The sequence below is a fragment of the Paenibacillus sp. VTT E-133291 genome (assembly GCF_002264395.1).
GTDB classification, from domain to species: domain Bacteria; phylum Bacillota; class Bacilli; order Paenibacillales; family Paenibacillaceae; genus Paenibacillus_AQ; species Paenibacillus_AQ nitricinens.
Genome location: NZ_NFVA01000007.1, coordinates 91855 through 106272, shown reverse-complemented (window position 1 = coordinate 106272; position 14418 = coordinate 91855). Strand labels below are relative to the sequence as shown.

The window sequence follows — 14418 nt, the reverse complement described above, 5'->3', positions numbered from 1 at the left end:
TTAATACCCCCATGTTATCCATTATAAAGTTCTATAGTATTTTGCCGTAACAAAGACTATCCGGATCACCTATGTAGGGTCCAAATAAATCAATCGGTTGGTAGCCATGCTTAATGTAAAGCGCAATCGCTTCTGGCTGCTTGATTCCTGTCTCCAAGCTGATCTCCTTGAACCCCGCCGCTATTGCTTGTTCTTCAAGGAATAACAGCATATTTGTAGCTAAGCCCATTTTACGATAACTAGAATCTACATAAAAGCGCTTCAACTCCATCGTTGCAATCTCTATTCCGATATAATCCAGTGGACGAAGCCCGCCACAGCCCACTGGTGTTCCGTTTAAGTATGCTACTACGAAAGTCATTCCTTTTACTTTGGGATCCTCGAAATCAACAACATAGATCATCTCATGCGGATAACGCATCTTCAGTTCCTCATCCAGAAACGTAATTAGCGCTCTTAAATCAGCGTTCTCTGGATCAACCACTTCAAATTTCACTTCCGTTACGGGTGGCACTCTATTTCCTCTTTTCTTGTATCCAATTTCGTATTATCCTTCTTGCAGCCGAAAAAATCAATATTCTTCATTCTGTCTTATGTATATTGCAATTTCACTACATCCTCTAAATTTAGGATCATCTCTTTTTCAGCGTGGTTAGCAGCCCTATGTAAGTAAGCTTTATGCTCAATGAAAGCATCTGAGGGGGCTGTCAATTTAATGTACTCCAGCAGACCACGTTCGACATCAGCGAGAACTAGATTGCCTCTACCCGCACTTACTCTACATAAATTAATGATTGCTAAAGGCTTATTCACAACGGCCTGCCCGCTGGACTCCACAAAAACTGTGTATTGAACTAAAGGAATTACGTCTGGATCTTCCACACTAGCAGTGCAAGATTGGTCAAAGATAGAATACATTAGTGAAGGATTGCGTGATAAAGCTCCTAATTTTTTCTGATTAGATACCAATTTGCTGTTCTGGTAGGCCAAGAATCCGGCAACTGACAACACGAGCACAAGCAAAATAACTAATATCGAGTACATTTCATCACGTCCCACCCAATACTCCATAATAACAATACCGATTATATATTATCATGGATAACTGCATAGACCAATCCTATATTATCAACACTTTAACAAGTGTAAGCGATATTCAATCTATAAAGTTATTTTGAAATATTCAAAATAACAGTTGAAACTTCGTTTGACATGTCTCATAATGAAAATATGAATATTGTTTGTCAATCCATATGGAAATCAAGGGAGGAAACTTAAAATGAAGTTTTTCTTGGACACCGGAAATATTGAAGAGATCAAACGTATTACTCGCCTCGGACTAGTGGATGGCGTAACGACTAACCCGTCACTCATCGCTAAAGAAGGAAGATTGTTTAAAGATGTTATCAAAGAAATCGTAGCCATCGTTCCAGGTCCAGTAAGCGCAGAAGTAATCGGACTTACAGCAGGAGAAATGCTTAAAGAAGCATATGAAATTGCTGAGTGGGCTCCAAACGTTGTCATTAAACTCCCTATGACTGAAGATGGCTTGGAAGCTTGTTATGAGCTTACAAAAAAAGGTATCAAAACTAACGTAACGCTTGTCTTCTCAGCGGCTCAAGGCTTGATGGCTGCAAAAGCAGGCGCAACTTATATTTCTCCTTTCGTAGGACGTCTGGATGATATCGGTGTTGACGGAATGAAGCTGATCAAGGATCTGAAGACCATCCTAACTAACTACGGTATGACTTCCGAAATTATTGCAGCATCCATCCGTAACATTGCGCATGTTGAGCAAGCCGCTCTTGCTGGTGCTCACATTGCTACCATCCCAGGATCGCTCCTGCCTACCCTCTGGAAGCATCCGCTGACAGATAACGGTATCGAACGCTTCCTGAAGGATTGGGAATCCGTACCACAAGCTTAAGATTGTCTTTCATTCTTTTATCAAAGGGCTATCCTGCAAGCTACGGCAACGTAGCTTAAGGATAGCTCTTTTTTCCATCTAAATTCCTTGCAGAAGTCTGACGAACACGATTTGACAAAAGGCGCGGATTGTCCGGCTCCTTTTCTTTCACGCCAGATTCTCCCTTGCTCCCCTTGCTTGGCGTTACTGCAAATAAGGTCAGCAAACCACCAATTGCGCCGACTGTTGCCATCAATGCGAATAATACCCAATGGCCACTGCTTAACAACAGCGATACCACTGGCGGTCCTGCGGCTACCCCTATAAACCTCATACTGCTGTAGAGAGCGGTTATCGTACCGCTGTTCTCTTTTTCAATTCCCTCCGTGATTAAAGCATCCATACAAGGAAGCACAATCCCGATTCCGACACAACCTAAGCCCATAAACCCGACTAAGAAGTAAATACCTTTATTGAACCCCGCAAAGATCATTGCTGCAGTTAGTAATACCATACCTCCAAAGCCCAGCCATTTCATTAGCGTTTTGTTCTGACCAATGATCTTTCCTGTTCCATATGAAGACAGACATAACAAGGCTAATGGTATTGCCAGCACAAATCCCTTCATTGCGCCATGCATATTAAATTTAGATTCCAGCATTTCCGATAAATAGAATTGAACGCCAAAGGTTACAAACATACAGATACCGCCTATGGCAAAAATAGCATACAACCATCGTCCTTTTTCACGCAAAATGCTCATAATTCCGGATAAAAATTCTCTTATCCCCTGTTTCTCAGGTTGTTCCTTCGCTTCCGGCTTTCGAACTAGAAACAGAACTAAAGCAAATGAAATTAGACATAGAACAGGAATAGCGATAAAAGGTGCAAACCAGAGCCATATTCCAAGATAAGCACCAAGGATCGGACTGAGTACTTTACCAAAGGTATTAGAGGTTTCAATAATTCCCAGACTTTTGCTTACATCCTCTTCTTCCTTGAATAAATCACCAACGAAGGGCAGCACAATAGGAAAAGCACCAGCTGCACCTATCCCTTGTAACAAACGTCCGGCCAGAATGACCCAATAGGCGCTAACGCCCTTCATAAACCAAGCCGCCACCACGCAGACGACTCCACCAATAGCAGCAATGATTAGACTCGGAAGAATCACCTTTTTTCGTCCATAAGCGTCAGACAGGTACCCTGCAATAGGAATCATCACGATAGCCATCAATCCATAAACAGTAATCAGCATACTCACCTGAAAAGAACTAATGCCTAGTTCTTTAGATATCTGCGGCAAAATAGGGAGCAGCATGGAGTTACCGAGGGTCATAATTAGTGGAATGGATGCCAGTGCAAGCAGATCCCATTTTCTTTCCTTCATGAACTGACCACCTTTGTCATTGTTTGCGACGACTCTCTATATTGTGGTTTGTTCATCCCTCTTTATTCATACATATAAAAAGACCGTCCTCCGCCAATGCGAAAGGACGATCTTATGATCAGAAAATTGGGCTTTACAGCGAATTTGTTATCATGGTCTTTGCTTTTACAGATGGAAGAAACCGGTTTGGTTCTCCTAGACTAAAAATATGCAGCAAGTGCATTGCTCGAGTGCAAGCTGTATAGAACAGTTTACGCTCACTTTCTCTGCCATATCGTTCAGCTGAACCATCATAGATGATGACAGCATCAAACTCCACACCTTTAGCTAAGTAAGCAGGTAACACCAATGTTCCCTTCTGGAAATTCGGCGTTTCTTTCGTAACGAGCCTTACGGGTAGCCTACTATGTAGTTCATCATGAACTCTTGCGCTTTCTTCTGCTGTTTTACAGATGACAGCCACGTAATGGTACCCCTTGGATTGCAAATTCCGGATATCCATTTCAACTGCATCCAGAAGCTCATCCTCACTAGACACCACACTTAGCTGAGGCTCTTCTCCTCTTCGATTAAACGGCACAATTCTTTCCCCTCCAGGAATCATTGAACGCGTAAATTCTACAATCTCAAAAGTGGAGCGATAGCTTCGGGTTAACGAGATCACTTCTGTGTTTTCTTCCCCATAAATGCTTACCAAACTAGACAAATCACCGAGCACCTCACCTTGTGCATAGATCGCCTGATTCAGATCACCCAATACGGTCATTTTTGCCCTTGGAAATAAACGGCGCATGAATTCTAATTGGAAAGGTGAGTAGTCTTGTACTTCATCCACAATCACATGACGAATCAGCGTATTGGTACGGAAGCCTTGGCTTAACTCCTTCAAATAAAGGAATGGTGTAGCATCTTCGTAGGCAAGCTCGTTTACTGCGATTGATTTTAGTGTTTGCTCACAGATCTCATCCCAGATTTCCGGCAGAGAATTAACACCATTTAGACGTTCCATAAGCTCACGATCCGTAAACAGCGCACTGTACAACCCCTTAACATCCACAAAACGGCCTCGTTTAGTCCATCCGCGCAGTGGTTTTAAGCGTTGGCTGACTACATACCGGGATAACACTTCTTTTTCAGTATCAAAATCATCAAAACTATCCTGCGTGGCTTTCTTCTTACGTCGTAACATCTGATATGCACGATGGTAATCACTGGAGTCCAATAGCTCAATTTGATCTTCAACCCATGAAGCGTTTCTTTCCTCATGACTAAAATCAGCAATCTTCTTCAGTAACCAGCGTGTCATTAAGTCTACGCGGTTCGCAAGCTTAATGGTGGGATCATAGGCATAGAAATGACGTTCCATTTCTTCTTTACTGACTACCGCTCTACCTTGAAACATTAAAGGCTTGAACAGCATGCCCTCATGTTCCAGCATCGTAGCATACCGACGAATCACATCGAGAAAAGGTACGGATGATTTATAAGCGATGCCTTCTCTGCGTATACCCACTTCAGGACCATCAGGGGCATTCAATAGGTTTTCTGTCTGACTAAAGACATCTTCCAGCTGGAATTCATGTCCTAAACGATGCTCAAGATACATTTGAAAAGTGGTTTGTTGCATATTTTCTTCACCTAGCTCTGGAAGCACGGTTGAAACATAGCTATTAAACAGCGGGTTCGGTGAGAACAACAACATCTGGTCAGCTTGCAGAACTTCACGGTATTTATACAAAAGATAAGCTACCCGCTGCAATGCTGCAGAGGTTTTCCCGCTCCCTGCGGCACCCTGAACAACCAGCATTCGGCTTTTGTCGTTGCGGATAATCGCATTTTGCTCTTTCTGGATGGTAGCTACAATACTCTTCATTCGATCATCGGCACTATGGCTAAGCACTTGCTGTAAAAGCTCGTCACCGATCGTTACCCCAGTATCAAACATAACTTCAATGACACCATCAGAAATCACAAACTGACGCTTAAGATTCATTGTACCGGAAACAAGTCCACCGGGTGTTTCATAAGCTGCTGGGCCAGGAGCACCATCATAATATAAGCTCGAAATAGGCGCACGCCAGTCATAGATCAAGAAGGTGCCATCATCCTCCATCAAGGATCCAATCCCTAGATAAATCTTTTCCGTTTCTCCATTTGGTGCTTCTGTAAAGTCAATACGCCCAAAGTAAGGAGAAACGAGCAGCTTTTTATATTTTTTTAAAGCCTTGCTCGACTGTAAATGATGGCGTTCACGTTCATTCAAGATTTGGGATTGTTGGCGCAGACTTGTTGAAGTTTCCCCTAAATCATCTGGACTACTGAAGTTTACCGTTACCTCTTCCCAGAAATCTTTACGCATATCCACCACATCACTGCGATGGAGTCCAAGCTCCTCAGATAATCGCCGGATATGGGCAGACAAAAGCTTAGTCACTCCGTCAACCCGCTGCTGTTCCTCTTTCCATTCAATTTCATGATTCTCCACTACATTTCATCCCCTTTGGAGTTTCACCCTGAACATAACCCTTAAGCTTATATGTTGCACATCACAAGGTTATGTTTTAAGCTTCGTGATCCGTTTCTTTTTCCTCAGTAGCTATACGATTCATCTGATCTGCCACTTTATCAAGCCGTTCTAATTGATATCCGTAATCATAAATAGCTGCGGCTACAACATACAATCGTAGTTGACCTATTTTCTCCGCATTATACCTCAGGATCGTTGAATTCAAAAATCCATCATTCTCTTCTCCCAAGGGTTCCGATTCATTAGTGTTTGGTTTTAGTTTATCTTCAAATTTCAGCAAGATCAGTTGATGATATTTGATTAGCTGCTCCAAATGACTGTCAAACAATGCATCTGTCTCTTCACTTCGATCCGCTTGAAAATAATGCCGATCCACAGCCTCAAGAACATCGAAGCCTTTTTGCAAAGAAGATAACAGGTTCTTATAGACAACCATTTGTCTAGTCTGACTGTACTTCGCCCTCTTTAGCTGTTTCTGCTCCTCCTCAAACAAAGCGTATTTATCGGCTAAAGATTTAATAGATGACTCTAGCGCAAGTTTTTCATCACGAAACACACTTTCCTTCATCTCATGAGATACAGCCGTTCTAAGCAGCAAGGAAAGACTGGCAAAGACGTTCTCGATTTGCTTGATGTACTGTTTCCGTGGTTTCGGAGGAACTACTATAATATTGATTAGAAAGGCAGAAACAATCCCTGTCAATGTTAATAAGAAACGATTCAGCGCGAACTGCCACTCTCCAGAAGCCTCCATCACTGTTATAACAGTGACGAGTGTCAGGCTAATAGTATCCGCTCGGTTAATTTTCATACTGATCATAATGACAAGAATGCAGACCAACCCAACCGCAATTGGACTATTGGATAACAGCATTCCCCCCAGAAGAGCGAGTACCGCACCCATTGTAGTCGTTGTCAGCTGATCAAGAAAATAACGCCAAGAGCGATAAATAGATGGCTGCATAGCGAAAATTGCTGCAATCGCAGCGCCCACAGAAGATGGAAAATGTAGCAGTTCGGCTAAATACAAGGCAAGCGTGACTGCCATTCCTGTTTTAAATATGCGAGCTCCAAAAGCCAAAAATATCCCCCCTAAAAATTGGCCCACTCTGCAATATGGACATCTACGAATTCCTCATTCCTCTAATTACCCAAGCCTAGAGTTGATGAATTTTATGATTATTTAAGCTCTCGCTTATGATTCTTTCAGCTTTCAGGGAATACTAATTCAGGTAAGTACCTATCACATAACATACGAGGTGAGTGAATGAATAACAACATCAAAAAATTAGTGACCATCACAGCTGTTCTTGTCCTCAGTCTGTCTCCGGCACTTGCTCCTACTCGGAGCGTGTCAGCTGAGAATGTAGCCTCCACTGCACCTGATTCTGGGCCTTCGGAAAACGGTCATAGACCCCCACCAGGGAAAGACGGGAAATTCAGAGCCGGCGGACATTTCATTATTTTCGAAACAGCCAAGCTGCTTGAGATGGATCGTACGGAGCTAATCAATAGCCTTAAAACAGGCAAAACGCTCCCCGAGCTTGCTCTTGAGAAGAAAGGCTGGACCGAAGATCAATATATTCAAAAGCTCAGCGAATCCGCAAGTAAGCGGCTGGATCAAGCCCTCAGCGAGGGACGTCTAACAAAAGACGAAGCTCAAAAGCTAAAGGCTGGACTTCCGTCTATGCTGAAGAAAAAAATAAGCAAAATGGGTCATTTCCAAGATCATAAATCTTCGGAACATCATGTGATGAAGCCTCAAGCAAAAACGCCTTCGGCGTCCTATTTAGGACGGTAAGTGTTTATGCGAGAAATATAAGGATAATGTTTAGCGTGACACATATATATTCTTATATTTTAAAATATCCCCACAAAGACGGGTATCTTCATTTCTTATGAGGATATCCGTTTTTTATAGGCTTCAAATAGACTGATGGATAACATCAGCCACGCGCCACTTGCAGCAAAACCACCAATTACGTCGCTAGGATAATGAACTCCCAGGTAAATACGACTCCAGCCAATGCCCACAGTCATAAATACCGCAAACATTATTAACAGGATTCTTTCACTTCTTCGCGGCAAATGACGCCACAGTAAATAGGCAATTACCCCATACAGGGAGAAGGCTGCCATGGAATGTCCACTTGGGAAACTATAACCGAGCTCTTGGACAATACGATGGAAATTTGGACGCTCCCTTTGAAACCATAATTTCATAAGTGTATTCAACAGCAGTGAGCCTAGTCCAACCCATAGGAACAGAATTAGCTCAAGCCGATGTTTCAGCAGATAATACAGCAGTACCATCGTGCCGATAGATATGCCAATCGCTACCTTGGAGGAACCTATCAGAGATAGTCCTTTGGCGAATGTGGTCAGTCCAGGTGATTCAGCGGATTGAACAAAATGAATTATATAGTTATCAAATGATGATACCTTATTCATATGAACTAGAATCGCAATAACGACGAAACAAGCAGCAAACCCTATAAAATAACGAAAACCTCTAGACCAGTTCTGATAATAAAGCATAAATACCTCCGTGTCTATTTTTGTGCCAGTCGATCACATTTCCAGAGAAGCTATAACCCGTGCTATAATTATAGAGAAATAAATATACAAAAAGATGGAGTGCTGCCAAAGTGGAGAGTCTAAAATTGCAGGAACGTTTGTTGAACCAGTTTATTTCCACAAAGGTGCCCGTGACGATTTTTACAACAAATGGTGTAAAAATGCAAGGCGTTGTAACCTCGTATGATGCATTCACAATCACTTTACAGGGGCAAGGTGATGGCAGACAGAATGTGCTCTTCAAATCTGCAGTATCCACTATTGTACCTCTTAAGCCCGTCTCACTCAAATAGTTCACACATTTATTAAACTTCTTCATCCTATTTTCAATAATAAAGGGAACACCGGTCTACATCTCCGGTGTTCCCTTTATTATTTTCTTAAATTGTCTTATTCACTCTTCATAAACGAGTTTCTTTTAAACAGGGAAAATCACAGGCTTCACACACACCGGCTTGGATACCTCGGCAGTATTTCCAGTAAAGACGAGACGGCCACTGGTCTCTTCAATTGAGAACACAACCAGGTTATTACCGTCACGATTTGCAACAATAAGGTAAGCCCCATCCGGAGTTAATGAGAAGTGTCGCGGATGCCCTCCACGAGTAGAGACATATTCAATTAGTGTAAGCTTGGCAGTAGCGTTATCCACTGCAAACACTGCGATGTTATCCGCTCCACGGTTAGAAGCGTAAAGATATTTTCCATCTACTGAAGTAGCAATTTCAGCGCAAGTATTCTCTTCCTTAAAATCCTCAGGCAAAGTTGAAACTGTATCTACCGTGTGAAGCGTCCCTGTAGCACTGTCATATGTAAACGATGTTATCGTGGAATCCACCTCGTTTATAACATAAGCAGACTTTCCATCTGGATGAAAAGTAAAATGACGAGGTCCCGCCCCTGGATGAAGCGCAGTATCTCCGTGAACTTCTAGTTTGTTCAAGTCCCTATTGATTCTATAGGACCGAATAATATCAAGCCCAAGATCAGAAACAAAAAGATACTGTCCGTCCGGACTGAAAATAGCCGAATGGGGATGCGGGCGATCCTGACGTTCAGGATGGTGACCATGACCGGAATGAATCGCGACATCTGCCAGTTGATTTGCAACTTTTTCTTCATCTAATGTGATCAAGCCTACACTGCCACCATGATAACTACATACAACAATGTATTCATCGCTTAGATCTCTAGAAATATGGCATGTAGTCGTTTGACCATTGCCTGAGGCAGGCATTGAGGTCATACGGTTCAATTCGCTCAATTTCCCACGCTTAGCATCGATAGCAAAGGTAACGACTTCTCCCTCTTTTCCACCCTCACCATTTGGCTTTTCTCCTATGGCATATAAACGTTGGGCTGAAGCATCTACATTAACAAAGGTGGGGTTAGTTAGACCCTGAACCGAGTCGATTAATTTTAACGTACCTCCTGCTTCGCCATCGAATTCAAATACCTGCACACCGCTTTCCGTGGCACTTGCATAGGAACCCGTAAACAGCAATAACTTAGTCTGCTTTTTCATCTCTACATCCTCCTCCAAAGTATTGCTATTATATAATTTACAATTTTTAAACGTTAAAGACAAACTATAAAGTAAAAAGTGTGACAAATAGTTCAAAAATAAGGCTTTCCAATGATTAGGGATTGTGCTATAATGAAAGCGCTAACATTAGTCTTTTATTAAGTACAAAGGGGGAACATGAATGAGTAGCATCCTGCTGGAAGCCAGAAATGTATACGAGGACTTCGAGGTGGAAACAGACATTCTGTTCTTTAAGGTCGGGGACCATGATTTGGTCATTTTTCACGGCAGAAACTACAACATAAAAAAGAGAATGACTGCCGAGCAATTAAAACGATTGTTATCCAATTCTACTTACTATCATGTGTATGGTGGCTGTTATGTCAATCTGAACAAGATCAGTTCTATCGAAGACGACTGCATTTATTTCGGAGAAAAAGGCCTATTCGCTAAAAACGTACGGGTCCCAAGACGGAAACAGGAAAGTATTCGTCATCTATTGAAAGGACTGAAGTAAACATCTTATTCCCATAAGCCGGAAGGGCATGTTACCGATGCCATTTCCGGCTTTTTGCTTTTTATTAATAGAAACTTAAAAAGATCCTATCTTTTTTTATACTTTCTTAAGGTTTAGGATCAGGATTTCTGTTAAAGTTGTAAATAGACAAGCAACACCTATATTGAAGGGAGTCATTACTAATAATGGACAAAAAAGATCTGAATGGAAATGAGAACTTAGAAAACAACGGTACTCCGGAAGAAGAATTGAACACTACCGAGAATACCAATGAAGTAAAAGAAGTGGAGGTCGTAGCTGCTGAAGAACCTGTGAATACAACAAAAGAGGAAGGTATTCCAGTAATGAACAAAGTCAGCAGTAATAATAATACGACACCACCTGCTCCACCAGTTTCTCCTAAAGGTAACAAGGGCTGGATGATTGCCTCTGTGGTTCTGGCTGCGGCACTCATCATTGTACTGATAAAGCCTCCATTCCAAAGTGGCGGCGACAACACAGCTGTTGCAAGCGTTAACGGAACTAACATTACTAAAGAACAACTTTATGATAAATTGATCGAAGCAGGCGGAGAAAGCACGCTGCAAGCTATGATTACTACTGAACTCGTTGATCAAGAAGCTAAAAAAGCCAACGTAACCGTTACTGATGAAGACATCAATGCTGAATTAGAAGACCTTAAAACACAATTCGGCGGAGAAGCTGCATTTAATGCTGCATTGCAACAAAGCTCAATGACTGTTGATGACTTGAAGAAGCAAATGCCATTGCAAGTAAAACTACGTAAGATTCTTGAGCCGCAAGTAACGGTAACGGATCAAGAAATCAAAGACTACTATGAAGCAAATAAAGCTACTTTCAATGAAGAAGAACAAGTTCGTGCTTCCCACATTCTCGTTGAGACTAAAGAAGAAGCAGATGCAATTCTGAAGCAATTGAAAGATGGAGCAGATTTCGCTGAACTAGCTAAAGAAAAATCTTCGGATACTGGTTCCAAGGCTAATGGTGGAGATCTAGATTTCTTCAAACGTGGAGATATGGTAGCTGAATTCTCCGATGTAGCCTTTAAACTTAAAGTTGGGGAAACAAGTGGAGCTGTAAAATCCGATTACGGTTATCACATCATTAAAGTAACCGACCACAAAGACGCTAAAAACTACACTATGGAAGAAAAGAAAGATGAAATCAAAAAGACCCTTGTTTCTCAAAAGGTTTCCACTCTTTCCAACACTTGGTTGACAGATACAACTGCAAAAGCAAAAATCACAAATTCACTTACGGATGCAAAAAAAGATGCAACAGCTTCTCCTGAGCCATCTGCAAGTGCAGAAGCAGAAACTGAATCCGCTAAATAAAAAGATAGTAAAAAGCAGGACAAGCGTTAATAAACGCTGTCCTGCTTTTTTTGTGCCTACTTTCGCACCTTTTAATTAATGTCCTTTTTTACGGACCTGCTTATCACGATTCTCTCCCCACTCTTTCGCTTGTGCGGTAGCAATAGAGATGGCTCTTCCCTCTTCATATCCATCTTCTAGCAATGCATTAGCAATATCAATCGCCTTATTACGAATAGGTGCAGTGAAGTTCTTGAGTGAATCTGGATAATCTTCTTTGTTCCACGGCATACAAAAAACCTCCTTAACCTGACTATATAATTAATTAGCCTGGTCTAGGAGGTTTTAAACACTCACTTAAGCTTATTTAAAGACTTTAACGCGATCTTCAACCGGTTGGAATTGTTTCTCACCTGCTGGAGTTACCGTCTTGCCAAATGGCAATTGAGCAATCAGTTTCCAGTCTTGCGGGATACCCCAAGCTTCTTTTACTTCGTCATCAATTAGTGGATTATAGTGCTGCAGCGACGCGCCTAAACCTGCTTCAGAAAGCGCAGTCCATACTACGAACTGCAGAATGCCTGAAGATTGGTTAGACCAAACTGGGAAGTTCTCAGCATACAATGCGAAGTTTTCTTGCAGATTCTTCACTACAGCTTGGTCTTCAAAGAACAATACGGAACCGTATCCTTCTTTGAAAGATGCTAATTTTTGCGCTGTTCCTTCAAATTGTTCAGCTGGAACAATTTTGCGCAAAGTTTCTGTAGTGATATCCCATAATTTATCATGCTGTTCACCTAAAAGAACAACCGCTCTGGAGCTTTGGGAGTTGAATGAAGTTGGGCTATGCAAAACCGCTTGCTCAACGATTTCAATAATTTGAGCATCGGCTACAGTGGATTCTTTACTGATGGCATAGATAGAACGTCTTCCTTTAACTGCTTCAAGAAAATTGTTAGACATAAAATAACTACCTCCATTTATTTAAGTAACTTACTTTTGTACATCTTATCACCTTTTTTCCGAAAACACAACATCTATTCACAACTTATTTTGTCGGATATACAATTAGCCTAGATTAGTAACATCTCCCCTTCACTTTTCCGATATACATTCCGGCTAAAAATAAGCTACAATAGTGCAGCAAAAGTACAGAAGGAAGGTTATATAAATGAATTTTTTAACAGGTAAAGTTCTTATTCCACATAAAAAAATGGTCATATTCTCTTGTGTAGTACTCTTTTTCCTTAGCTTGGCACTTACTGGCTGTAAAGACACAAAATCGTCTAATTTAAACGCTGGGGAACTTGATCAAGCTGAGCTAAAACCTCTCTCTTTCTGGGTCGCCACAGACACTCACTTTTTGGATAAGGCTCTTCAGGATGGTGGACAGGCTTTTCAAACTTATGTCACTGGAGGCGATGGAAAAATGCTGCCCTACAGTGATGAAATGGCTGAAGCTTTGGTCTATGATGCTGAACAGAAAAAACCTGCATTTATCATCCTCAGTGGCGATTTAACTAATAATGGAGAACGCAGCAGCCATCAAAAGTTAACCGAAAATTTAAAACGAATTGAACAACAAGGAACCTCTATTTATGTCATTCCAGGCAATCACGACTTATTTAATCCTTGGGCTAGATCCTTCAGTGGCTATAAACAGCTCCTTACGGATTCAATTACAGATAAGGATTTCGTCAAAATGTATGCGGATTTCGGCTACAAAGAAGCTGCATCACGTGATAAGGAATCACTAAGCTATATCGTCAAGGCTGCCCCCAACTTATGGATTCTCATGATAGACAGTAGCCAATACCTTAATAATAAAAAATACGGTTTCCCTCAGACTGATGGGCGTATTGCTTCCTCTACGCTTTCATGGATGGATGAATCCGTTAAGCTCGCAGCCAAAGAGCACGCTTCTGTGATCACGGTGATGCATCATAATTTATTAAGTCACACTTCTATGTCCGTTTCAGGCTTCAAGCTTAATAACAGCCAGGAAGCTATAAAATCCTTACGGAAGAATGGACTTAATCTAGTTCTCTCAGGACATATTCATATGCAGGACATTCAAGTAGATCCAGCAGACGCGAATCAAGATACAGCATCCTCTGAACAATTGCCAATCTATGATATCGCTACGAGTGCGATGGCCGTCAATCCGCATCAATATGGAGCCATGACCTTCGATCCCGTCTCGCGAACCGTAAATTATAAAACAGCTTCTTTGAACGTAGAAGGTTGGGCTGAAGCTAACCAGATTACAGATCACAATCTCTTAAACTTCAAGGCATATGCCGAAGAAACCTTTGCTACTAACTCCTATGACAAAGCTATGGATAGTCTTAAGGAAAGTCCTTTAACGGAGTCTGAAAAAGAATCCATGGCGAAGGTAATGTCCAAGCTGATTGTACAATACTTTGCCGGAACTGCAGGTACCTTTGCGAAGGATATTAAAGCGTTGCCGGGCTACAAGCTTTGGGAGGAACATCAGGACGGTTTCTTAGGAGGGTATGTCCAAAGTATGGCTGAAGAAAAATCGTTAAGTAATGTCGACCTAGAGGTGGTTTTAACGAAGCAATAAAAAGCTGCCCTATTTCATATAAAAGCCCAGCTTCACCCGCATTTCTGCGAAGTTA

Annotated in this window: 14 protein-coding genes and 1 pseudogene; 6 read left to right on the top strand and 9 right to left on the bottom strand. The window is 41.7% G+C overall.

Annotation, left to right across the window (positions count from 1 at the left end):
* Window positions 1-31 precede the first annotated feature (31 nt).
* Window positions 32-514, bottom strand: a complete 483-nt coding sequence (locus tag CA598_RS05190; RefSeq protein ID WP_256990359.1) for a GNAT family N-acetyltransferase — start codon at window positions 512-514, stop codon at window positions 32-34.
* A gap of 77 nt (window positions 515-591) precedes the next feature.
* Complete coding sequence (locus tag CA598_RS05185; protein ID WP_143812388.1) at window positions 592-1044, bottom strand: hypothetical protein; 453 nt, start codon at window positions 1042-1044, stop codon at window positions 592-594.
* A 235-nt stretch (window positions 1045-1279) separates the two neighbouring features.
* On the opposite strand from CA598_RS05185, the gene fsa reads away from it, so the two are divergent.
* Window positions 1280-1927, top strand: coding sequence for a fructose-6-phosphate aldolase (gene fsa, locus CA598_RS05180; protein WP_094875692.1), 648 nt, complete (start codon window positions 1280-1282; stop codon window positions 1925-1927).
* 55 nt (window positions 1928-1982) lie between these two features.
* Here the strand turns inward: fsa and bcbE are convergent, their stop codons facing one another.
* The 3 genes from bcbE to CA598_RS05165 form a co-directional block, all read right to left on the bottom strand.
* Complete coding sequence (gene bcbE, locus CA598_RS05175) at window positions 1983-3296, bottom strand: bacillibactin exporter BcbE (RefSeq protein ID WP_094875690.1); 1314 nt, start codon at window positions 3294-3296, stop codon at window positions 1983-1985.
* A gap of 133 nt (window positions 3297-3429) precedes the next feature.
* Complete coding sequence (gene helD, locus CA598_RS05170) at window positions 3430-5781, bottom strand: RNA polymerase recycling motor HelD (protein WP_094875689.1); 2352 nt, start codon at window positions 5779-5781, stop codon at window positions 3430-3432.
* A 76-nt stretch (window positions 5782-5857) separates the two neighbouring features.
* Window positions 5858-6904 (bottom strand): FUSC family protein, encoded by a 1047-nt coding sequence (locus CA598_RS05165; protein WP_094868575.1) that lies wholly within the window; start codon window positions 6902-6904, stop codon window positions 5858-5860.
* 186 nt (window positions 6905-7090) lie between these two features.
* Here CA598_RS05165 and CA598_RS05160 point away from each other — a divergent pair, with 186 nt between their 5' ends.
* On the top strand, window positions 7091-7624 hold the full coding sequence (locus CA598_RS05160) for a hypothetical protein (RefSeq protein WP_094875687.1): 534 nt from the start codon (window positions 7091-7093) through the stop codon (window positions 7622-7624).
* A 95-nt stretch (window positions 7625-7719) separates the two neighbouring features.
* Here the strand turns inward: CA598_RS05160 and CA598_RS05155 are convergent, their stop codons facing one another.
* Window positions 7720-8361 carry a phosphatase PAP2 family protein gene (locus CA598_RS05155; protein ID WP_094875685.1) on the bottom strand — a complete coding sequence of 214 codons (642 nt, stop codon included), beginning with the start codon at window positions 8359-8361 and terminating at the stop codon, window positions 7720-7722.
* 110 nt (window positions 8362-8471) lie between these two features.
* Between CA598_RS05155 and hfq the strand changes: the two genes are divergently transcribed.
* Window positions 8472-8693, top strand: a complete 222-nt coding sequence (hfq, locus tag CA598_RS05150) for an RNA chaperone Hfq (RefSeq protein ID WP_042126951.1) — start codon at window positions 8472-8474, stop codon at window positions 8691-8693.
* Window positions 8694-8818: 125 nt separating this feature from the next.
* On the opposite strand, the gene CA598_RS05145 is transcribed toward hfq, so the two are convergent.
* Window positions 8819-9925, bottom strand: coding sequence for a lactonase family protein (locus tag CA598_RS05145; RefSeq protein WP_094875683.1), 1107 nt, complete (start codon window positions 9923-9925; stop codon window positions 8819-8821).
* A 181-nt stretch (window positions 9926-10106) separates the two neighbouring features.
* Here CA598_RS05145 and CA598_RS05140 point away from each other — a divergent pair, with 181 nt between their 5' ends.
* Window positions 10107-10442: a hypothetical protein gene (locus tag CA598_RS05140; RefSeq protein ID WP_042126947.1), complete on the top strand. Its 336-nt coding sequence runs from the start codon at window positions 10107-10109 to the stop codon at window positions 10440-10442.
* A 185-nt stretch (window positions 10443-10627) separates the two neighbouring features.
* Window positions 10628-11797 carry a peptidylprolyl isomerase gene (locus CA598_RS05135; RefSeq protein ID WP_094875681.1) on the top strand — a complete coding sequence of 390 codons (1170 nt, stop codon included), beginning with the start codon at window positions 10628-10630 and terminating at the stop codon, window positions 11795-11797.
* Window positions 11798-11905: 108 nt separating this feature from the next.
* On the opposite strand, the pseudogene CA598_RS05130 reads toward CA598_RS05135, so the two are convergent.
* Together CA598_RS05130 and CA598_RS05125 are read right to left on the bottom strand one after the other, a co-directional pair.
* Window positions 11906-12067, bottom strand: a pseudogene (locus tag CA598_RS05130) (DUF2188 domain-containing protein); the annotation flags it as partial.
* Between the two features lie 72 nt (window positions 12068-12139).
* Window positions 12140-12739 (bottom strand): nitroreductase family protein, encoded by a 600-nt coding sequence (locus CA598_RS05125; protein WP_094875679.1) that lies wholly within the window; start codon window positions 12737-12739, stop codon window positions 12140-12142.
* Window positions 12740-12947: 208 nt separating this feature from the next.
* On the opposite strand from CA598_RS05125, the gene CA598_RS05120 reads away from it, so the two are divergent.
* On the top strand, window positions 12948-14363 hold the full coding sequence (locus tag CA598_RS05120) for a metallophosphoesterase (RefSeq protein WP_094875677.1): 1416 nt from the start codon (window positions 12948-12950) through the stop codon (window positions 14361-14363).
* The last annotated feature ends 55 nt before the right edge of the window (window positions 14364-14418 follow it).